Origin of the sequence: Nostoc sp. NMS8, from assembly GCF_017115045.1 — a bacterium.
Taxonomy (GTDB): Bacteria; Cyanobacteriota; Cyanobacteriia; order Cyanobacteriales; family Nostocaceae; genus Nostoc.
On record NZ_JABXKK010000086.1, the window covers coordinates 24,309 to 44,638 of the forward strand.

General features: G+C 41.9%; 15 protein-coding genes and 1 pseudogene. 12 read left to right on the forward strand and 4 right to left on the reverse strand.

The features are described from left to right. Positions 1-103: 103 nt before the first annotated feature. From pheS to HWQ39_RS16840, 4 genes are all read left to right on the forward strand, one after another. The gene (pheS, locus tag HWQ39_RS16825) at positions 104-1,096 is read left to right on the forward strand and encodes a phenylalanine--tRNA ligase subunit alpha (protein WP_179066197.1); all 993 of its coding nucleotides are present in this window, start codon (positions 104-106) and stop codon (positions 1,094-1,096) included. Between the two features lie 673 nt (positions 1,097-1,769). Next, positions 1,770-1,988 carry a hypothetical protein gene (locus HWQ39_RS16830; protein ID WP_292847207.1) on the forward strand — a complete coding sequence of 73 codons (219 nt, stop codon included), beginning with the start codon at positions 1,770-1,772 and terminating at the stop codon, positions 1,986-1,988. A 265-nt stretch (positions 1,989-2,253) separates the two neighbouring features. Then, positions 2,254-2,556: a hypothetical protein gene (locus HWQ39_RS16835; protein ID WP_292847210.1), complete on the forward strand. Its 303-nt coding sequence runs from the start codon at positions 2,254-2,256 to the stop codon at positions 2,554-2,556. Between the two features lie 337 nt (positions 2,557-2,893). Further along, complete coding sequence (locus HWQ39_RS16840) at positions 2,894-3,367, forward strand: hypothetical protein (protein ID WP_292847213.1); 474 nt, start codon at positions 2,894-2,896, stop codon at positions 3,365-3,367. Positions 3,368-3,424: 57 nt separating this feature from the next. Here HWQ39_RS16840 and HWQ39_RS16845 read toward each other — a convergent pair whose 3' ends face one another. Together HWQ39_RS16845 and HWQ39_RS16850 are read right to left on the reverse strand one after the other, a co-directional pair. Beyond that, on the reverse strand, positions 3,425-3,607 hold the full coding sequence (locus HWQ39_RS16845; RefSeq protein WP_292847216.1) for a hypothetical protein: 183 nt from the start codon (positions 3,605-3,607) through the stop codon (positions 3,425-3,427). A gap of 117 nt (positions 3,608-3,724) precedes the next feature. After that, a complete protein-coding gene (locus HWQ39_RS16850) occupies positions 3,725-6,736 on the reverse strand; it encodes a UPF0182 family protein (protein ID WP_292847219.1) in 3,012 nt (1,003 codons plus the stop codon). Positions 6,737-6,810: 74 nt separating this feature from the next. On the opposite strand from HWQ39_RS16850, the gene HWQ39_RS16855 reads away from it, so the two are divergent. After that, on the forward strand, positions 6,811-6,945 hold the full coding sequence (locus tag HWQ39_RS16855) for a hypothetical protein (protein ID WP_292847222.1): 135 nt from the start codon (positions 6,811-6,813) through the stop codon (positions 6,943-6,945). Positions 6,946-7,060: 115 nt separating this feature from the next. Further along, positions 7,061-7,270: a Txe/YoeB family addiction module toxin gene (locus HWQ39_RS16860; RefSeq protein WP_292847225.1), complete on the forward strand. Its 210-nt coding sequence runs from the start codon at positions 7,061-7,063 to the stop codon at positions 7,268-7,270. A 358-nt stretch (positions 7,271-7,628) separates the two neighbouring features. On the opposite strand, the gene HWQ39_RS16865 is transcribed toward HWQ39_RS16860, so the two are convergent. Beyond that, the gene (locus HWQ39_RS16865) at positions 7,629-10,097 is read right to left on the reverse strand and encodes a WD40 repeat domain-containing protein (RefSeq protein WP_292847228.1); all 2,469 of its coding nucleotides are present in this window, start codon (positions 10,095-10,097) and stop codon (positions 7,629-7,631) included. Between the two features lie 49 nt (positions 10,098-10,146). Between HWQ39_RS16865 and HWQ39_RS16870 the strand changes: the two genes are divergently transcribed. From HWQ39_RS16870 to HWQ39_RS16885, 4 genes and pseudogenes are all read left to right on the forward strand, one after another. Beyond that, the gene (locus HWQ39_RS16870; protein WP_292847230.1) at positions 10,147-12,627 is read left to right on the forward strand and encodes a GH116 family glycosyl hydrolase; all 2,481 of its coding nucleotides are present in this window, start codon (positions 10,147-10,149) and stop codon (positions 12,625-12,627) included. 328 nt (positions 12,628-12,955) lie between these two features. Continuing rightward, positions 12,956-13,264 (forward strand): annotated as a pseudogene (locus tag HWQ39_RS16875) (cysteine peptidase family C39 domain-containing protein); the annotation flags it as partial. 1,184 nt (positions 13,265-14,448) lie between these two features. Further along, positions 14,449-14,721 (forward strand): hypothetical protein, encoded by a 273-nt coding sequence (locus tag HWQ39_RS16880; protein WP_292847233.1) that lies wholly within the window; start codon positions 14,449-14,451, stop codon positions 14,719-14,721. Positions 14,722-14,823: 102 nt separating this feature from the next. Next, complete coding sequence (locus HWQ39_RS16885; RefSeq protein ID WP_292847448.1) at positions 14,824-15,294, forward strand: HetP family heterocyst commitment protein; 471 nt, start codon at positions 14,824-14,826, stop codon at positions 15,292-15,294. Positions 15,295-16,077: 783 nt separating this feature from the next. On the opposite strand, the gene rpe is transcribed toward HWQ39_RS16885, so the two are convergent. Then, positions 16,078-16,785 (reverse strand): ribulose-phosphate 3-epimerase, encoded by a 708-nt coding sequence (rpe, locus tag HWQ39_RS16890; protein ID WP_292847236.1) that lies wholly within the window; start codon positions 16,783-16,785, stop codon positions 16,078-16,080. Positions 16,786-16,968: 183 nt separating this feature from the next. Here rpe and HWQ39_RS16895 point away from each other — a divergent pair, with 183 nt between their 5' ends. Both HWQ39_RS16895 and HWQ39_RS16900 read left to right on the forward strand, forming a co-directional pair. Beyond that, on the forward strand, positions 16,969-18,564 hold the full coding sequence (locus HWQ39_RS16895) for a S8 family serine peptidase (protein WP_292847241.1): 1,596 nt from the start codon (positions 16,969-16,971) through the stop codon (positions 18,562-18,564). 436 nt (positions 18,565-19,000) lie between these two features. After that, positions 19,001-20,329, forward strand: a complete 1,329-nt coding sequence (locus HWQ39_RS16900) for a serpin family protein (protein ID WP_292847242.1) — start codon at positions 19,001-19,003, stop codon at positions 20,327-20,329. Position 20,330 lies beyond the last annotated feature (1 nt).

Consider the following 20,330-nt stretch of genomic DNA (forward strand, 5'->3'; position numbering starts at 1 on the left):
CATCTTTAGCTGATGTTAATGGATATAACTGTAAGTTTATTTATCGACCAGTTCACAGCTTTTGACTATAGACTAATGACTAATGACCAATGACTAATAACTAATGACTAGCAATTTAGAAGCTCAACTTTTAGCACTGCGGCAAGAAGGAGAAAAAGCGATCGCAGCCGCCGATACCCTAGAACGTCTGGAAGAACTCAGAGTTAACTATCTGGGTAAGAAAGGGGAACTGGGGGCACTGTTGCGAAGTATGGGGCAAATGAGCGCAGAGGAACGACCGAAAATTGGAGCGATCGCCAATACAGTCAAAGAATCCCTGCAAACTAGTCTAGACCAGCAACGTGCTACCTTAGAAGCCGCACAAATTCAGGTACAGCTAGAGGCGGAAACTCTGGATGTGACTATGCCGGGAATTTACAGCCCCCAAGGTCGCATTCATCCCCTCAATGGCATTATCGACCGGGCACTGGATATCTTTGTTGGTATGGGCTACACCGTAGCTCAAGGGCCAGAGATGGAAACAGATTACTACAATTTTGAGGCTCTCAATACCCCGCCCGACCACCCAGCCCGTGATATGCAGGATACCTTCTATCTGCCAGATGGGAATCTTTTACGTACTCATACCTCATCAGTGCAAATTCGTTACATGGAAAGAGAAGAACCACCAATTCGGGTTGTGGCTCCAGGGCGAGTTTATCGGCGAGATAATGTAGACGCGACTCACTCAGCAGTTTTCCATCAAATAGAACTTTTAGCCATTGACGAAGGACTAACTTTTACAGACCTCAAAGGCACAATTAAAGTATTTTTACAAGCAATCTTTGGCGATTTACCTATTCGTTTCCGCGCTAGTTATTTCCCGTTTACTGAACCCTCCGCTGAGGTAGATTTGCAGTGGAATGGGCGATGGCTAGAGGTAATGGGCTGCGGTATGGTCGATCCAAATGTACTTAAGTCTGTGGGTTATGACCCAGAAGTTTATACAGGGTTCGCTGCTGGTTTTGGTGTAGAACGCTTTGCAATGGTGTTACATCAAATTGATGATATTCGCCGCTTGTATGCTAGTGATTTGCGCTTTTTGCAGCAATTTTAGGACTTATGTAATAGTCATCTACTGCGAGCAAGTTAATAATAAATAATGACTTATTCTCCAGGTTAGATCCAGTTCTAGAAAGCATCGAAGACTTATCAGTAGATGAACAAGAAGCACTAATTGATCTAATACGTCATCGGCTGGCAGAACGGCGGCGTTCTGGAATTGCTGCTAACATCGCTCAAGCACAGGTAGAATACCAGACGGGTAAAGTGTTCCGTGGAACCGTTACTCAGATAATCGATGAGTTACGTAAATGAAAACTGTAGTCCTGGCATCCTCCTTTAAACGAGCATTTAAGCGATTGATAGGACGACAGCCACAATAACAAGAGCGAATGGATCGGCGGTTAGTAATGCTAACCGCCGATCCATTTGAGCCACTTTGCAGACCCATAAACTTAAGGGCAAACTGTCTGGAGCTTGGGCGTGTTCAGCGGACTATGACTATGATTGTCGTATTATCTTTAACTTTGTGCAAAATATAGAATCTTGTGATGAGGAAATTTTGCTAATTGATATCGGCACTCATAATGAAATTTACTAATTTTTAGGTGCTATTATAGTGTTTTGCTAATGTAAGCAAATCATTTTCTTTCAAAGTTTCTCAAACTGATTGAGAGAGGATTAATGCAATCCAAGATGAGGACATTGATCTTTCTGACATTCCAGAAGTGACTGAAGAACAGATGAAGCAAGCGGTGCTGCGGGTTGGCAGAAAACCTGTTGAACGGGTTCAACAACGTGGCAAACGTTTAACCCTTGAAGAATATTTAAAATATGACGATTGCAGTATCCGTGCGATCGCATCTACTATCTTCCCAGAATTACAGCTAACCGTAGAGCAAATACTTAACGCTGGAGAAAGCAATGTTGGTGATGCCATCTCTTAGTTTAAATTATACAGAAAAGCTTGGATATCCTTTGGCTGAGTTTCTTGATATATCTAGGTTTGGGTGTAAGCGTAGCCCACCGTAGGCATCGCACAGCTTTTTTTCTACGGGAGGCTGCACCAACGAATGACTCGGCGGCTAAATCCCCTTCTCAAATAGCCGATAACTGATACACTATATTATAAAAGGTATCTGAAGTGTCATACTTAAATAAATATCACCAGATAGTCTTTGCATCCTTAACACGTTTTAACGTGTGTAACCCATGAAAAATACTTCAGATTTAATTCTAGAATTTGAAAAACTATTCAGACAAAAATTACAACTAAATAATTGTAAGCTCAGAAAGAAAAGACAAGAGAATAATTATGAAATTATTACTCCAGCTAAAGACATTTTTTTGATGTATTGGTCTGAATTTCCAGAAGTGAATTTAATATACCAAGCTGTAGGGGTACGCACTCAGCAGACTGGAGTTTACGAGCGAGCTATCCGTTCGCACATTAGTTCTTGTTTGAGTAGTATCCAGGAAAATCCTACTTCTGAATCACCATTGTTGGTGAAATAACTATACTCAGCTAACACAGAGAAAATTTACTAAACTCTCGTTAGTTATTTGACCAAAGAGGCAGGGAGCAGGGAGCAGGGAGCAGGGGAGAAAAATTCGCTTCCCCTGCATTTGGATTTAAATCCCCTAAATTTATTTATGCCCAAAATTTTAAATATTTATTTCAAGACGCGCATCGCGTTCGCATGATTGCGTCTCGTAGAGAGAAATAATGCGTCCTTAGTTCAAACCCCTACATTATATGTATCGGGTTCTCCCCCTGCCCCCTGCCCCTTTTCCTCTTGCTGACAACACTAGCGAGAGTTGACACCAAAAATCTGTTGATCGAGAGATAAAAATGCAAGCCGAAAAAAATCAAGATCGAGATCAGCTAGATTATAAAACCTTATTAGCCAATGCAAAGCAAGCCTTAAAAGTTGAATATCAGAAATCATCCGCTTTAGCGTCTCAACTGCAAGCCATAAAAACTCAGTTAGAACAACTTCAGGCTGAAAACAAAACTTTGAGGGAAAGTGCTTATGAAGATGTAATTAGGCACTTTGAGGCACGTACTCAAGCAGCAGAAGCACTAGCGCTAAAAACAGAAGTACGCCAAAAGTTTCTTGAAGCCAATGGTTGTAAGGATGATGAGAGCTTTGATACCCTATGGGATAGCATTAAAAATAAGATTCAGATCCAAGATGGTGAAGTGAGAATCGTTGCTCAAAATGGCACTCCTAAGTTCACCTTAACAGGCAGTATGATGACTTTGAGGGATTTTATTCAATCCCTCAAACAAGATCCAATTTCTAGAAAGTTTTTCTTGAATTAGAGAGCCAAATTAATTAAAATTTCTCGTTACAAGAAGATTAAGGATTGTAGCAAAAAGCTATTCATCTTCGTCTCCTGGCGGTCGTTCGCTCTCGCTTTGTTGGGCGTTCCACTCCAAAACAATGCGCTCCAACATCTCAGACTGCGTACAGTTATTAACATCGGCGTACATTTTAATCAACTGCCTCACGTCAGGACTAATGTGGCGAATTTCTAGTTGGTTACTTTGTACCATGTCCATTAACTTTTAGTGTCTATCACATTATGTTGAACTATTAAACTATGTCTGTTGCAATAAATTTTGTTAATGGCAATCGCTCACTGCCGCCTGCTATGTAATTATCTAGTGTTAAAATCATTAACCTGCTGGGGCTGCTTCTTCAAAGGGACGGATAATCGCCGGGGCTGGTGTAACTTCTGGTTTAAAAATTCCCTGCAATGCTTGTTCTAAGGTTTGTGCCATGACAATCCGGTTTTCGTAAGCTACGACTACTCGCACCAAAGTTGGCAAACTATTCTGTGTGGCTTCTAGATAGATTGGCTCGACATATAGCAGCGATTGGTCAATGGGAATTACTAGAAGATTGCCTTGAATGGCTCTCGACCCCTGCCGATTCCACAGGGAAATTTGCTGTGAAATTACTGGGTCTTGGTTAATTCGCGCCTCGATTTGCTCTGTTCCATAAACCAGGCGTTCTTTAGGAAAAACATACAAAACTAGACTACCATAGTTCTTGCCATCCGATCGCGCCGCTAACCAAGCGATTAAATTAGTCCGTTGTTTGGGAGTATAGGGGAGAAGTAGGATAAATTCTTCTGTGCGGGAGGATTTCCCAACAAAAGGTACTGTGGGTAGACTAGTGGTTAAATAATACGGCTCTACCGGTCGAGGTTCACTGCCATAGATTTCGTTGGGGATTTGCCACTGGTCTTCCCGGTTGTAAAATACCTGAGGATCAGTCATGTGGTAAATCATCAATCGCTCAGATTGAATTTTGAAAAAGTCCACCGGATAACGAGTATGACTGCGGAGATTGACTGGCATGGTACTGAGCGGTTTGAACATTTTGGGAAATATCGCTGCCCAAGTGGCAATGATTGGATCGCTTGAATCAGCAATATAAAAATTAACAGTGCCGTTGTAGGCATCAATCACGACTTTGATAGAATTGCGAATGTAGTTGATGCCATCGCTACCAGTGTCAGAGTAAGGATAGCGATCGCTCGTTGTATAGGCATCAACAATCCAGTAAAGATAACTGGGATTACTGGGAAAATCTTGATTAGCAGCAGCAGCAACTAAATAAGGATCGCTATCAAATTTCAGAAAGGGTGCGATCGCTTGAATTCTTTGCTTAACATTCCGTCGCAGTAGCAATTTTGTCTCTGGCAAAAAGTCCCGCGTCAGTACCATCTGCCAATCTTTCAAATACATCGCAAATAGCCAGCGCCGCCATGTTGAAACGATTTCAACTCCACCTAGTCCATCGTAAGAGTTGTAAACATTGTCACTTCCACTAGGGTAGTCTAGCTCTCTAACTTTTGTGCCAGTCATCACATAGCTATTGGTAATTTCACCGTAATAAATCCGGGGTTGCCCAATGGGAATGCTTTGACGAATGGCTTCACTGGAAGTTGTGAGGGCGCTACTATCACCGCTAATATCTTTAACAAAATATTCTGGTAACCCACCCGGTCCAACTGTATTAACTGGGCTAACAGTAAACCCAAACCCGTGGGTATAAATTAAATGGCGGTTAACCCATGTTTGAGCTTCCTGTGGTACTGCACTGTAGTCTAATTCTCTAGCAGCAATCAATACTTGCCGCCGCTCTGTCGATTCTACTGCTTCTTGTGACTCTAGCGTTTTTTGCGGAGTAGATGGGCGAAGTGACGTTATATCTTTTACTAAAGTGTATCGATCGATATCGGCATCAGGGAACCGATAATACGGCCGAATTTGTTGCAGTTGACGGTTAGTTTCTAACAGTGGTCGCTGATCCCAAAGGCGAATATTCCGAATTGTCAAATCATTTTTTTGAATATCTGCTTCAGTCAATGTTCCTTGCGGGTTGAAAGTTTTAGCATCGATCGCCTCTAAATCAAATGCTTGGCGAGTCAAGGCAATAGTACGCTGAATGTAGGGTTGCTCTCGTTGCAACTCATTAGGCTGGACAATTAAATATTGCACTACAGTAGGTAGAATAATGCCAGCTATTGCAACTAATAAGAGATAAACCCCTAAGCTATAAAATACCAAGCGGCGATGCTGAGATTTTGATCGCCAAAAAAATGTTCGCCAAAGTAGGTAATAGGCGATCGTAACTGCCAAGATGCACAAGACAGTGTAAGCTGGCAACTGGGCTGTGACATCCGTATAGCTGGCACCATAACTGACTCCCCGGCTAGAATACACGAGTTCATAGCGACTTAGCCAATAACTCAGAGCCACTACCAGCATCAATAAGCTACCCATACCATATAAATGGCGCTGCTGCTGGGGCGAAAAACCGGGGAAAATTCCCTGACTTAAACTGTTTCCTGAAAGGAGATAAGTGAGAGTAACGGCGACGAAGCCATACAAACATAATCCCATCAGCCAGAGTTCTAGGAGTTCCCAAAAAGGTAAAGAAAATACGTAAAAGCTGATATCTCGACCAAATAAAGGCTCAGTGCTGTTGAAAAGGGTGGGGTGGAAATATTGCAGCACTTTTGGCCAGTGTTGGAAGAGAATGAATGCAAAAATGGGACTGAACAAAATTGCGATCGCAGTTAATAAAAATTGGGGATAGATTAAGATTGCGATCGCTACTCCCCCAGTTAAGCCCAGATACCAGACTTGAGAGATAATCTGCCTCAATAGTTGCCAAATTGTCTCTGGTCGAAATAGCGCGGGAATGGCTAGATTAGCCTGATTAACGGGAGAATGCCAGTAAGAAACAGCAATTTGACCATAGTGAGCCAGCATTAACCCGATCAACAAACTCAGTACTAGAGTTAGGGGTAATAACCCGCGCAATCTCATTTTTTTTAAGCGTTGCGGCGCAAGTATCTGGGTTTCGTTGCGTCTTCGATAATCAGGACTGAGAAAATTTGTTAATTCACTAGTGAGTTCTGCTTCCTCAATCTTCAGATACCGGGGATATTTTAGCCGTTGTGCTAGAGCCAGATTTAGCAGTAGATAGACAGCAGTTATCCCAGCCACCACTACCCACAAAACACCACGAGTCACTATTCTCAACAGAAATACTTTGAGGTAGCCGACTTCCTGGAACCAAAAAATCTCTGCTCCCATGCGGGAACCTAGATCCAATAGTAGCCACAGCCCCAAAAATCCAATTAATAGTCTAAAGCCCCATTTCCAATACATTAATAACTAATTTAAGAAGAACGCCAATTCTCTATTTGCAAGCTAGATACTCCTTGAAATTCTCGAACATTTAGATGTTACAACAATATGATTGTGAGTTAGTGCTGTTGCTGCGATCGGAACATCATATAACGGTTCCCACTCAGATGCGGTACAAAATTATATTGCCAGGTGTAGGGGCAATTCATGAATTGCCCCTACGTGAATAAAGCACAGCCTCATCAAGAAGTTAGCTTCTAGTAATTTACAGCTATTTTCAGGTAAATAGACCACGCGGTAGGGGCACAGCATGCTGTGCCCCTACGACATCTGTGGTTCAAATACATGAAAACTGCTGTAAAGCAAAAAGCTGAGGAGTTGCTTGTAGTTATTAAAAAAAAACCCTTTCAAAATCTTCCACCTTATGAAAAGCTGGTTGGTGATTTATCAGGTGCGTATTCTCGCAGGATAAACATACAGCATCGGTTGGTATATGAAGTCATCGAATCCAAACAAGTAGTCAAGATAATTCGGATGTGGAGGCATTACGAGTAAGTTTTAGGTAGTTGATGACAAGATTTAATTTTGGGGTTGACCGGAACTTGATGTTAATTGTGGTTGAATCTTTAATAATCGCCATTCAATCACCATCATTCACCCTTGGATCTCGGCTGTTGCAGTTCAGAGGTGGAAGTTCCGAGATCAGAGGTGGAAGTCTCGAGTTCAGAGGTCGAAGTTCCAAGTTCAGAGGTCGGAGTTCCGAGTTCAGAGGTCGAAGTTCCAAGTTCAAAGGTCGAAGTTCCAAGTTCAAAGGTCGAAGTTTCGAGTTCTGAAGGTGAAAACTGGAGTTCTGAGCCTAAATGGTGGAGATAATAAGTACAGACCATTGTAAGGGCACGGCATTGCCGTGCCCCTACCCACGTTCTTTACTCCAAACATATTTACGGCAGACTTCGCAAGCGGCTTTTGCTTCTTCTGTTTGCGGATTGATGAAGATGGGATGGTAACGCAACCTGTCACAACAGACTTGCAACCATGCTTGCACCTTACCTTCACTACCGCCACTGACAATTGTCTGCTCATGTGAGCTAATGGTGACAGACATAACATCTATCTTACTTGTACGGGAAGGATCTGCTAAGGGATGACCTTGGATTTTCCACAACCGCACCGTTCCATCTTTACCACCACTAACAATAGCCTGTCCATCTGGGCTAAAGGCAACAGAACAGACATCACCTTCATGCCCACGTAAAGGGTCTACCAGCGAGTGTGTTGGGATCTCTGACCAGTGTCCTTGGATGTTCCACAACCTTACTGTGCCATCAACACCACCACTGGCAATTGTCTGCCCATCAGGGCTAATGGCAACGGAACAGACATAACCCTGATGCCCGCGCAAGGGTTCTGCTAGGGGATGGCCTTGGATAGCCCACAAGCGCACTGTCTCGTCAACACCGCCACTGGCAATCTTCTGTCCATCCAGGCTAATTGCTACTGAAGAAATATAACCCTGATGCCCAGGCAAGGGATCTGTCAGGGGTTGGCCTTGGATGCCCCATAACCACACTCCCCCGTCAACACTGCCATTGACAATCTTGTACCCATCTATGCTGAAGTCGGCACAAGAAACATAACCGCCCTTGAAAATCTGCTGTCCATCCACTCTAATTATTACGGAAGAGGCACAATGCTCATGTCCCCTAAAAAGGTTTACCAGAGGATTATCTTTGATCTTCCACAACCGCACTGTCCCGTCAACACCGCAGCTGGCAATTGTCTGTCCATCCGGGCTAAAGGTGGCAGACACGACAATACCTTCATGTCCACGGAAGGGGTCTGCTAAGGGCTTACCTTGTATATCCCACAACCGTACTGTCCCGTCTTCACCGCCACTGACAATCTTCTGCCCATCCGGGCTAAAGGTAACGGATCTGACAAAACCCTGATGCCCTCGGAAGGGATCTGCTACGGGGTCGCCTTGGATGTTCCACAACCGCACTGTCCCGTCATCACCGCCACTAACAATTGTCTGCCCGTCTGGGCTGAAGGCGACTGAACAGACAATACCATCATGCCCTTGGAAGGGAATTGAGACTATACCTTTTGTCATTGCCCAAGTCAAACTGTTCTGAACTTGTTTGAGAATTTGCTGAGGCATTTTCTCTATATTCTCACCCACTGTCAGAATTGTAAGGACTAAACCATCTAGAGGTTGAACAGATAATAAATTCTGTGCCCTTGCAGCTTTTTCTTGCAAGGTAGCTAAGTTAGCTTCAGTGAGTACCCTTTGCCGTTCGGCAATTTGGTCTTTTTCGTAAGCATCGCTGTGCTGGTAAAACTTTTTGGTTAGCAATGATATGGATAGCTGTAGCTTGTCCCAATTTTCCCGCACCTCTGCCAGCAATCCCCCCTGCATTAAGTATTTATCATTCTCCCCTTTGTTGAACCACTCGCGTAAAGCATCTTCTAATCTGTCGCTCAACCGCCGTAAATCTCGGTCTTGTTGTCGCCACCAAGTAAACTGCTGCCAACCTTCAATTAAAGCTTCATGGGCCAAATCAATCCAAGCTTCTCCTTTTTCATCTTTCCCTGTAACCAACAAGCGTCCCTTAACTAATCCCGCTTCCCCATCTAGTAACTCACTAAGTTCTTGGTGATGATGCCAATCAGCACCTGCAATATTTAATAGTGTGGCTTTTGGTTGGCGCTGTCGGGTGTCTTTTTCCCCCTTTCCCGTTCGCACTAAGCGCAAAAAAATTCGCCCAATCCATTCTTTCTCCTGCTGAGTGCGTTTTTGGGTTGGCAATTCCTCCTCAAAATCTCGGTAAAGATAAACATTTTCTGCATGGAGATTCAACGCCCCAGTTAATTCTCCCAACTTTTCATATTCTTCTAACGTGAGTTGATGTTGATTACGATCGCGTTTTTCCCAGAGTTTGGTTAAAGCAAACTCCAACAGAGGCAAAAATCCTGGTTCTTGTTTCACATCTTCTAAAATCTTCAGTATTAGCCCTTCTTCAACACTATGACCTTGAAGTTTGGCTGGTTCGGCGATCGTGTCTTTTAAATCAACTCCGGTTAAAGGTGGCATATAAACTGCCTGGGTTTGAATTAACTGAGTTAGGGAGGGATATTGCAAACAGGCTTCGAGAAAATCTGCTCGCATGGTAATCACAACTGCTAACCGCGAATCGGTAATATCTACTACCTGAGTCAGTAAGTCAATAAATCTCTGCTTTTCTTGCTGACTAGCACCGCCAGTAAATACTTCTTCAAACTGATCCACTACCAATAAAAGTTTTACTGAATTAGGGAGATTTTCGAGAATTGCAGATAACCCATTCTGCTCATTGTCAATGTGCCTCTTGAGAAAAATCACACATCGCGCTAGTCTTCATTGACGTAACCGCACGCTGTAACATTAGGCGATGACAAATCAACTCTCTCCGAAAATTCCCTCTTGCACTTGGAGCCGTCCCATCGGCTTAGGCTGGGACAAACCTTATACCGTTCGCTACGCAAGTAATATCGATGATGGCCCTTGGCATGGTATGCCTTTAGGTGGCTTTGGTGCAGGCTGCATCGGTCGTTCTTCACGGGGAGATTTTAACCTGTGGCACATCGACGGCGGTGAGCATACCTTCAAAAACGTTCCCGCTTGTCAATTCAGTGTGTTTGAGTCCAATGGTACATCTTCCCAAGCCTACGCTTTATCTACCCAAGCACCCGATGATGGTACTCTCAAGGCTTGGCAGTGGTATCCAGCCAATAAGAAAGCAGAGGGGCAGAGGGGCAGAGGGGCAGAGGGGCAGGAAGAAATCTTTAGTATCTCTAACACAGGGACTTATCACGCACTATACCCGCGTAGTTGGTTTGTGTATGAAAATGTATTTCAAGCACAGTTGACTTGTGAGCAATTTTCCCCAATTTGGGCAGGTAATTATCAAGAAACTAGCTACCCTGTGGCAATATTCCTCTGGAATGCCCACAACCCAACAGATGCACCGATTACTCTCAGCATTATGCTCACTTGGCAAAATATGGTGGGCTGGTTTACAAATGCCCTCAAATCTCCCCAAGTACAGGTGCGCGATGATGGTAGTCCGGTTTACGAATACCAACCACGCTGGGGCGAAAGTCAAGGAAACTATAACCAAATAGTTGAAAATACACAACACTTTGGCTGTGTTTTAGGTCGGGTTGCTAGTGATGAACCATTACAAGAAGGTGATGGAACCTGGAGCATTGCGACGCTGAAGCATCCCCAAGTAGAAATATTTCACCACAGCCGATGGAATCCTGAAGGAACGGGTGAGGAAGTATGGCAAAGTTTTGCTGAAGATGGCTCTTTGCCCAATTATATTGATACCACTCCACCAGCAAATAATATACAAATCGGGGCTGCGATGGCTACGCCGGCCGCAGGCATCGCACTTCGTTTTACTCTCCAACCAGGCGAAACTCTCGAAATCCCCTTTGTCCTCGCTTGGGATTTGCCCATTACAGAATTTGCGGCTGGAGTTAACTATTACCGCAGATATACGGACTTTTTTGATAAAAGTGGAAATAATGCTTGGGCGATCGCATCTACTGCCCTACAAGAATACCAAAACTGGCGATCGCAAATTCAAAGTTGGCAAAAACCTATTCTCGACGGTCAAGATTTACCCGACTGGTTTAAGATGGCTCTATTTAATGAGCTTTATGACCTCACTAGCGGTGGTACTCTCTGGAGTGCAGCATCAGAACTTGACCCCATCGGTCAGTTTGCGGTGCTGGAATGCCTAGATTACCGTTGGTATGAAAGTCTAGATGTGCGATTATACGGCTCTTTTGCCCTGCTGATGCTGTTTCCAGAATTAGAAAAGTCGGTGATGAGGGCATTTGCAAGGGCGATTCCTCAAGGTGATGATACACCCCGAATCATTGGCTATTACATGACAATTAAGGCAGAAAGCCCGATCGCCGTTCGCAAAGTCGCAGGTGCAACACCCCACGATTTAGGCGCACCCAATGAACACGTTTGGCAGAAAACCAACTACACCAGCTATCAAGACTGCAACTTGTGGAAAGATTTGGGTAGTGATTTTGTCTTGCAAGTATACCGTGATTTTCTGCTCACGGGTGCTGACGATGTAGAATTCCTGGCAGATTGCTGGCCTGCGATCGTTCAAACCCTTGACTATCTAAAAACCTTTGACCTTGACAGCGATGGGATTCCCGAAAACTCTGGTGCGCCTGACCAAACCTTTGATGATTGGAGGTTACAAGGAGTCAGCGCCTATTGTGGTGGGTTATGGTTGGCGGCGTTGGAGGCTGCGATCGCAATCAGCGATATTTTATTAACTTACCAGACAGGTAACACAACAGAGTTGGCGGGGCAAAAATCCATCTATGAAGCTTGGCTAAAACAATCTCGCCCGATCTACAACGAAAAACTTTGGAATGGAAAATATTACAAACTTGATAGTGAAAGTGGTTCTGATGTGGTGATGGCAGATCAATTGTGCGGACAGTTTTATGCTCGTCTACTGGACTTACCTGATATTGTACCGAGCGATCGCGCCCGTTCAGCCCTGACAACTGTTTATGATGCTTGCTTTTTGAAGTTCTGCAATGGTGAGTTTGGTGCTGCTAATGGTGTTCGTCCTGATGGTTCACCAGAAAATCCCCAAGCGACTCATCCCTTAGAAGTTTGGACGGGAATAAACTTTGGGCTGGCGGCTTTTCTCGTCCAAACGGGAATGAAGGATGAAGCGTTGAAGTTGACACAAACTGTGGTGCGGCAAATTTATGATAATGGTCTGCAATTTCGCACACCTGAAGCGATCACCGCAGCAGGTACTTTCCGCGCTAGCACTTACTTACGACCAATGGCGATTTGGGGAATTTACTTAGTTATTAATTGACCGGTTATCAAAGCGCTTCTTGTTTTGACACAACACACGTAGGGGTGGACAACTGTACGCCCCTACGAACAGTCCAAGGGTATTGATTTCAATTCGCTCGATGTCTATTTATGATTTTATTTTCCGAGTGTTTCCGGGAGTGAAGGAAAATTTCAGTAATGGTAAGAGTTGAAGGATTGAGAATTCAAGATTACTGTTTCAAAGAATGCAAATATTACTAGCTCTAGCTATAAATATTGCTAATATTTCCCCGACTACGTTCACAATCAAAAGCTAGGTTTATGAAGTACCTACTCCTGCATTCAACAGCAAAGTTCATTCAAATAGTGGTGTTGCGTATTTGGCAATGATTAACCAATACTCTGACATACGCTTAAACCTCTACAATTCGCGTAAGTTATATACAGGTGCATTTCTCCAGGCTTTAGTAGAATCAGCCCAAACTTTGAGATATGAAGCGTTATTACTTAGGCAGAGTCTTACTAAGCTGGATTCATATTATAACCCGTTTATAGTTAATTGGCAAGAAATTCATTGTGCCCTTGTCTGGAGAGTGAAAGGCGATCGCACATTAATTTCTGCTCCAGCTATCTGCTTTCGCATCCAGAGTTTGAATCTAGCTGGTTCTTTTACCTAAAATGCCCGTTACCTTAATAACACAGTCTTATATAGGAGTCGTATTTGATTGCGTGATAAAACTCAGTACACGTCTAAGCTAAAAAACATCTAATTTACATACAAATCTGTTAGATATTAATACACATATAAATTACTGCTAAACTTACTTAACGGTATTCCGTATTAACTAGCTTTATCTCTATTATTAGATTATCTAATTTTGTACTGACTTAGGCTGCTACATTTTTTTAGTAAAAGCATTCATGTACAGATGTTTTGGTTTACTCAGTTGATGCTTATCCAAACTATCTATATATATTACCGCTAACCAGTAATTTTATTTTACAACTGGGCTATATATGATTACTAGCTGATAATCATGAAATATTCATGGTTAGTTTACAGCGATTTCATTGAGAGAAGCTGAAGCTGTAGTTTTCGGAAATCAAAAACTACAAAACTAATAAGTATAAGCATCTAACTTAACCTATTAAAAAACATGTTAAATCCTATGTCTGGAACGTTTTCATCTTCTATTGACTAATATTTTTCTAAGTTGTTTTACATCATAGTTAATGGTAATATCTTCTAGTGACTCGACAATAATAAAGGTTTTAAATTGATGTTGGGTGAGGGGTAAGACCCCTCAAAAATTAGCAGGGAGGGACGAAACTAAAAGCTGCACAATACACAAGTAAGTATAGGAATATATTCAGTAAATTTAACCTATAAATCTGCTAGCTTAGTAGATGACATCAACGACAAAAAATAGTATAAGTACGAATGTCATTGTTACAGCCCAAAGATAAATAAAGTTTTTCCACTAGCCTAAAAAAATATGCAAATTTCCCGGAAAATGCCTAATTCAGCAGTAGTAAGAAATACAAGCGCGTGAACAGAGAAAATTTATTGAATTAGGAGTTGAGAAAGTTTAATAAGACAAGACTACATCAACCAAGAGCTATGCTGAAATTTTTGTCTTATAAGTCATCTGGTAAGACAAAAAATAAATTTTTACCTTTCACTTACTAACAAGCTATAAGCAAAATTTCCTCCATTCATCAGAGTAAATTTAGGTAATTAGGACTGAGTAGCTAACAAACTTGATGAACAACTTGATCGTTTTTAATCAAGGGTCAGTTCATGGAAAAAATCATCAGGTCAAATGCAGTCGAAACCTCAAGCCAAGGGGACAATTCAGAAATGAATCTATATAATTTATATCCCTACTACGAGCTAGCTCTTGCCAAAACTAGTTTATTAGGGGAGTTATCAGCCAAAATCACTAAAACTCTGCTCAACAGCGCCAAAGTAAAGCTCAAACAGCAGAGAATTTCAGCCGATTTCTTTACCGCTCAAAGCTGCGGGTGCCAATCAGAGTTTGGGAAAGTTCTGTACGCGGCTGTTGATAGATTTTTATCTTTCGTCAACATTCAACATCGCTCTATTGCTGATAATTTCCCAGAAGCGATTTAACCAGCTGCAAAAAGGCTAACGCAGTCTGTACACCTCAATTAAAACATCAACAATCGCAGAAATTAAACTAGTTTACTTCATCCAAGATAACTAAACACTATGATGAACCAAGACATTGCTGGTATTAGTAACAACTTAGATAATACAGTGAAAGCTCAACAATTTGACAAAGTAGTTGAAGCAATTCTAGCTGGAAAATATTCCTGGGCATGTGTTTTAATGCTGCGATTTGGTGGTTATAATCCTCTGCATTACATTCCATATCGCACCTACAATCGATTACTCAAAGAAAATTCTCAAGCCAACAGGACAAGACAACAGCAGAGTGAAAATCTCAAAATGCTGAAAAATGCTAATGATTCCAGGTCTGATAAGAATATGTCATCAAGCTGCTTAGGCAAAATTAAAGACCTAGCTTATCTGGAAGTCGTTGGAAAACAAAAAACAGAAATTCGTGGTGGTAGTTTAGACCAAAGATTGACACAGAAAATTAATGAACATCAATCAAGTAAATCACCATTAAAACCAGAAAAATCTCAAGATATTTCCTTGAAATCTTGTGGATTTAATTAAAAAGTCCTTGGAATCAGTAGATTCTGTTCTAGAGTTGCTTAAGCGTCTGAAAGCCTGCAATGCTAATTTGAAATTCATAGCATTGCAGGTTTTCTATAACATTGATTAATTTGATAAGTTTTTGTAAAAATATGCCAAAATGGCAAATATATACTGACAGCATTGGTAAACTAATAATAATTACAACTTAAACCAAAATAGAGGTGATTGGCAAGCAAGTTAATTTTAAAAAATAAAATCAATGATTAGTTCTGACTATGAAATAAATCAACCTGATTACAAGAGTAGTCAGTATTTCCTGGAGTAAATAACTCCTACACCAAGACTAATAATTCAACCGTTGCTACTGGTGGTTCTGTTTCTGATAAAGTCTATCTGAGCAAAGAGAATTTGGGGAGGTGGATTCCCCCAATCCAAATTTTATACAGCTTTCACCGACTGCAGACGGTGCAGGTAATGCTTATAAAACTTACTATCCTGTGGTTGGTGTTGCTTTAGTTGATAAAGCAAACGCTTAACATCAATACCAGGAACGGAAATAGAAAAGTTACGGTGAAATTATTTTGGTGGCTGGTAGAACTAGTATCTCATACGCTTCTCTTTCGACTATTGTAATCCTAGTCCTCCCAACCTGGATTATCTGTAGTTTCTAAATTTTCAATTTATATAGTAATTACTGGAAGTTAAAAACTTGAATAGCTTCCAGTTTTTTTGTGTCAATAAAATAAGGTGGGCAACATGCCCACCTTATTGTTTGCGGAGAATGTTTAATCCAAAAATGAATTAAACCTTGGCTAATTCTGGGGTAGGATGCTTGCTGTTACGAATTGCTGTAATAGCTTCAGCATAATCCTTAGTGTTAAATACAGCTGAACCAGCGACGATCGCATTGGCTCCCGCTTCCAAAACTTGCCAGGTATTATTTGCCTTGAGTCCCCCATCTACCTCAATCCAAGGATCAAGACCACGTTCGTCACATATTTGACGCAACTTGCGAATTTTGGGTAACACACCAGGGATAAAGCTTTGACCGCCAAAACCAGGGTTGACGCTCATAATTAGTACTAAATCGCACAAATCTAGAACGTATTCAATTAACTCTAGAGGAGTACCAGGATTAAGTACAACTCCAGCTTTCTTACCAAGCTCTTTAATTTGCCCTAAAGTGCGGTGTATGTGTGGAGAAGCATTATGTTCGCAGTGTACGGAGATAATATCAGCACCCGCCTTAGCAAATGCCTCTACATACTTTTCTGGCTCCACAATCATCAAGTGGACATCCAGAGGCTTGGTCGTAACCGGACGAATCGCCTCCACAATCAGAGGGCCGATCGTAATATTAGGTACAAAACGACCGTCCATGACATCAACATGAATCCAATCCGCTCCAGCTGCATCTACGGCGCGAATTTCGTCACCCAGACGACTAAAATCGGCTGATAGGATAGATGGAGAAATTACAATGGGCTTTTGAGATAGGTTTTGGGTCATGGCTAGTGGGTTTTTAAGCTTCCTCGTCTGTAAGCATTGTAACAAAACATTGAGCAAGACTCATAATTTTGATCCCGGCTTTTTGGGGACTGGGGGGCGAGGGAGAAATATTGAACAAGTTTCTTCTCAATGCCCAATGCCCAATGACTAATGACTAATGACTAATGACTAATTAATTAACTAATGACTAAAAAACTAACCTGGATAATTTGGGGATTAAGTGCTTCTTGTCTAAGTGCGCCTGTTATTGCTTCAGCTTTAGAATCTGCACTAGGAACTAACGGTATTGATGCTCTGAAGCTACACCAAGCTCCTTATAATTTAACCGGTCGTAAGATTGCTATTGGTCAAGTGGAAATTGGCCGACCGGGAATGTTTGGCTGGGATAAGGCGGTGTCTAAAAACCGTGCTATCTCCTTAGCAGCAGTATTCTTACGCAATGGGCCAGCTAAGTCTAATAGTGGTGTTGACCCCCACGCCTACAATGTGGCTGGTGTGATGGTGAGTCAAAGTAAGGCTTTGCCAGGAGTTGCTCCCGGAGCGCGATTGTATTCGTCGGCGGTGGGTTCGACTAAAAACATGGGTCAGCCAGAAGAGTGCTTATCAGCACAGCACATAGCGTTACAAAATGGTGGCGATGTCCGTGCTATTAATTTTAGCTTTGGTGAACCTCTGAGCCGCGATCCTCGATCCGAGGCTACTTTAGATGGCAATGCTTTACTAACTTTATGTGTTGACTGGTCTAGTCGCGTTCATGATGTTTTGTATGCGATCGCAGGCAACCAGGGTAAAGGTGGTATTCCTATTCCTACAGATAATTTTAACGGAGTCAACGTCGCTTTTTCATCCCGCCGAGGGGGAGTTTTTAACAAAGTAGACGTGGCTAACCTGGCGAGTGCTAACCAAGGAGTGAGTGGCAAGCTAGCGGGAAGGGAATTTAATCTTGGTGGGCGTAGTGCTATTGGTTTAGTTGCTCCCGGAAATAACATTCCTTTGCTCAATCCAGATGGCAAATTTAACAAGGTAACGGGTACGAGTTTTGCAGCACCTCAAGTTACGGCTACTGTTGCTGTGTTGCAAGAACTTGCTGACCGACAGATTCGGACAAAACAACCACACTGGAGCATCGATGCTCGACATCATCAAGTGATGAAAGCTGTATTGCTGAATTCAGCAGACAAAATCCAAGATAGTGGTGATGGCTTGCGTTTGGGAATGACTAGGACGCTAATTGATAAACAAAATCAAAATTGGTTAGATTCTGATGCTTATAAAGATCCCAAGATTCCCTTAGATGCCCAAATGGGAGCAGGTCATTTAAACGCATTTCGCGCTTATCAGCAATTTAGTGCTGGTCAATGGCAGCCATCAGCTACAGTACCAGCTATTGGTTGGGATTATCGCACAGTTGATGTTGGAGCATCTGTTGACTATATATTAGCAAAACCTTTAAAACAGGGAAGTTTTGTTGCTGTAACGCTGAGTTGGGATCGATTGGTGGAACTCAACGATAAAAATAAAAACCAGCAATATGATGTGGGCGAGAATTTTCGCGATCGCGGTTTGAATAATCTCGACCTATACTTAGTCAAAGCTGATGCCCAAAATTCCGATGCGGGTGCTGTTTGCTCCTCAATCAGTCAAGTTGATAGTGTAGAACATATTTTCTGCCCCGTTGCTGCTACTGGCAATTACAAAATCCGTGTCCAGTTTCGTCAAAAGCTCAATGAAGCGACTCAACCCTATAGTTTAGCTTGGTGGAGTGTGCCGATCAATTGAAAAAGGGTAGCACAACTTTTATCTGTGTAAACTTACAGCGTTTTTTATTTATTTGAACCATCATCCCTTATTGGGGCGCACAGCCGTGCGTCCCAATGAAATTTCTGTATTTCATGCAACTGAAAAACGTGATTTTATCTATAAAAATCCAGCATAATTGGTTATTTTCTCATTAAGTAGCTTACAATACGTTTATAGGTAAATAGAAAAATTCCTAGAAATCAAAATTTTTTATAACTTGTCTGCATAGCCGCCTCAATTAGCAATTAGTAACTCTCACAAGTTCTGTTTACTTGTTCTGAGCCACTAACTTGCTGTTACAAAAACTGTAACAGTAGATTTTTCTATTGAAGCAAATGCAATAGTTAATCATTGACACAGTTTCTGCGTCAACCATAAGCACAGATCGGGAATCTTTGGCAAGTGAGGTAGCAGAATGAATCGGCAGAATAGTGATGCGAAAGAAAACTTCCTGCAAAGACGCTACGGTGTTAGTCTGGGTAGACGTTATGCTCTGGCAGCTGCAAGTGTTGTTCTATTCAGTGTATTAGGGTGTTCTCAAGTCGATAGTAATAAAAGTGCCCTAGCCCAATCTAGTTTGCCTCAACCAGAAAATCCATTGCAAAAAAAAACAGTCAACACTGATACAAAAATAGTTGAGTCTAGCAATAAGTTTGGCTTCAAACTGTTTTCAGAAGTGCTGAAAAATGATCGGGGTGGGAATAATATTTTTATCTCACCTTCGAGTGTGGCGATCGCTCTTGCTATGACCTACAACGGCGCTAGCGGCTCGACTCAACAAACAATGGCAAAAACCCTAGAATTACAGGGGATGAATCTACCAGAAATCAACTCTTCTTACGCGGCGGCATTAAAGCAGCTTTTGGATAATCCTGATGCGAAAGTGCAACTGAAGATAGCTAACTCACTTTGGGCAAATCAAGATGTTAGCTTTGCGCCAGACTTCCTTAAAAGAACCCAGGATTTCTATCAAGCCAAGGTCAGTAATTTAAACTTTAAAGATGCCGCCGCATCTAATATTATTAATAACTGGGTAAAAGAAAATACTAACGGAAAAATTAATAAAATAGTTGAAACAATTGAACCAAATCAAGTGTTATTTCTGATTAATGCCATATATTTTAAAGGAAATTGGAGTAACGAGTTTGACAAAAAAGAAACTGCCCAATACCCTTTTTACATCACATCTGGTATGCGAAAACAGCACCCAATGATGTCTCAGAAGGGTGATTATAGATATTATGAAAGCGAACAATTTCAGGCAGTTAGTTTACCTTATGGCAAAGATGGTAAATTCAGTTTTTATATATTCCTGCCCAAACAGAATTATAACCTCCAAACCTTCTATGAAAACTTGAATGTTGAAAACTGGGAAAAATGGATGACTCAGTTCAACAAACAAAAAGGGTTTATTCGTCTACCTCGTTTCAAAACAGACTATGAAGTTACACTCAATGATGCTTTAAAAAGTTTAGGCATGGAAGAGGCCTTCAGCAACAAAGCTAATTTTTCCGGTATGGGTAAAAATTTTGCCATTAGCCAAGTTAAACATAAAACTTTTGTCGAGGTGAACGAAGAAGGCACTGAAGCAGCTGCGGCGACTTCAGTGGGAATAGTAGCAACATCTTTTAGAGATGAACCAGAACCATTCCGAATGATTGTTGACCGTCCTTTCTTCAGTGCCATTAGGGATAATCAGACGGGAAGTCTTTTGTTTATGGGTTCAATCATTGATCCGCAATGAG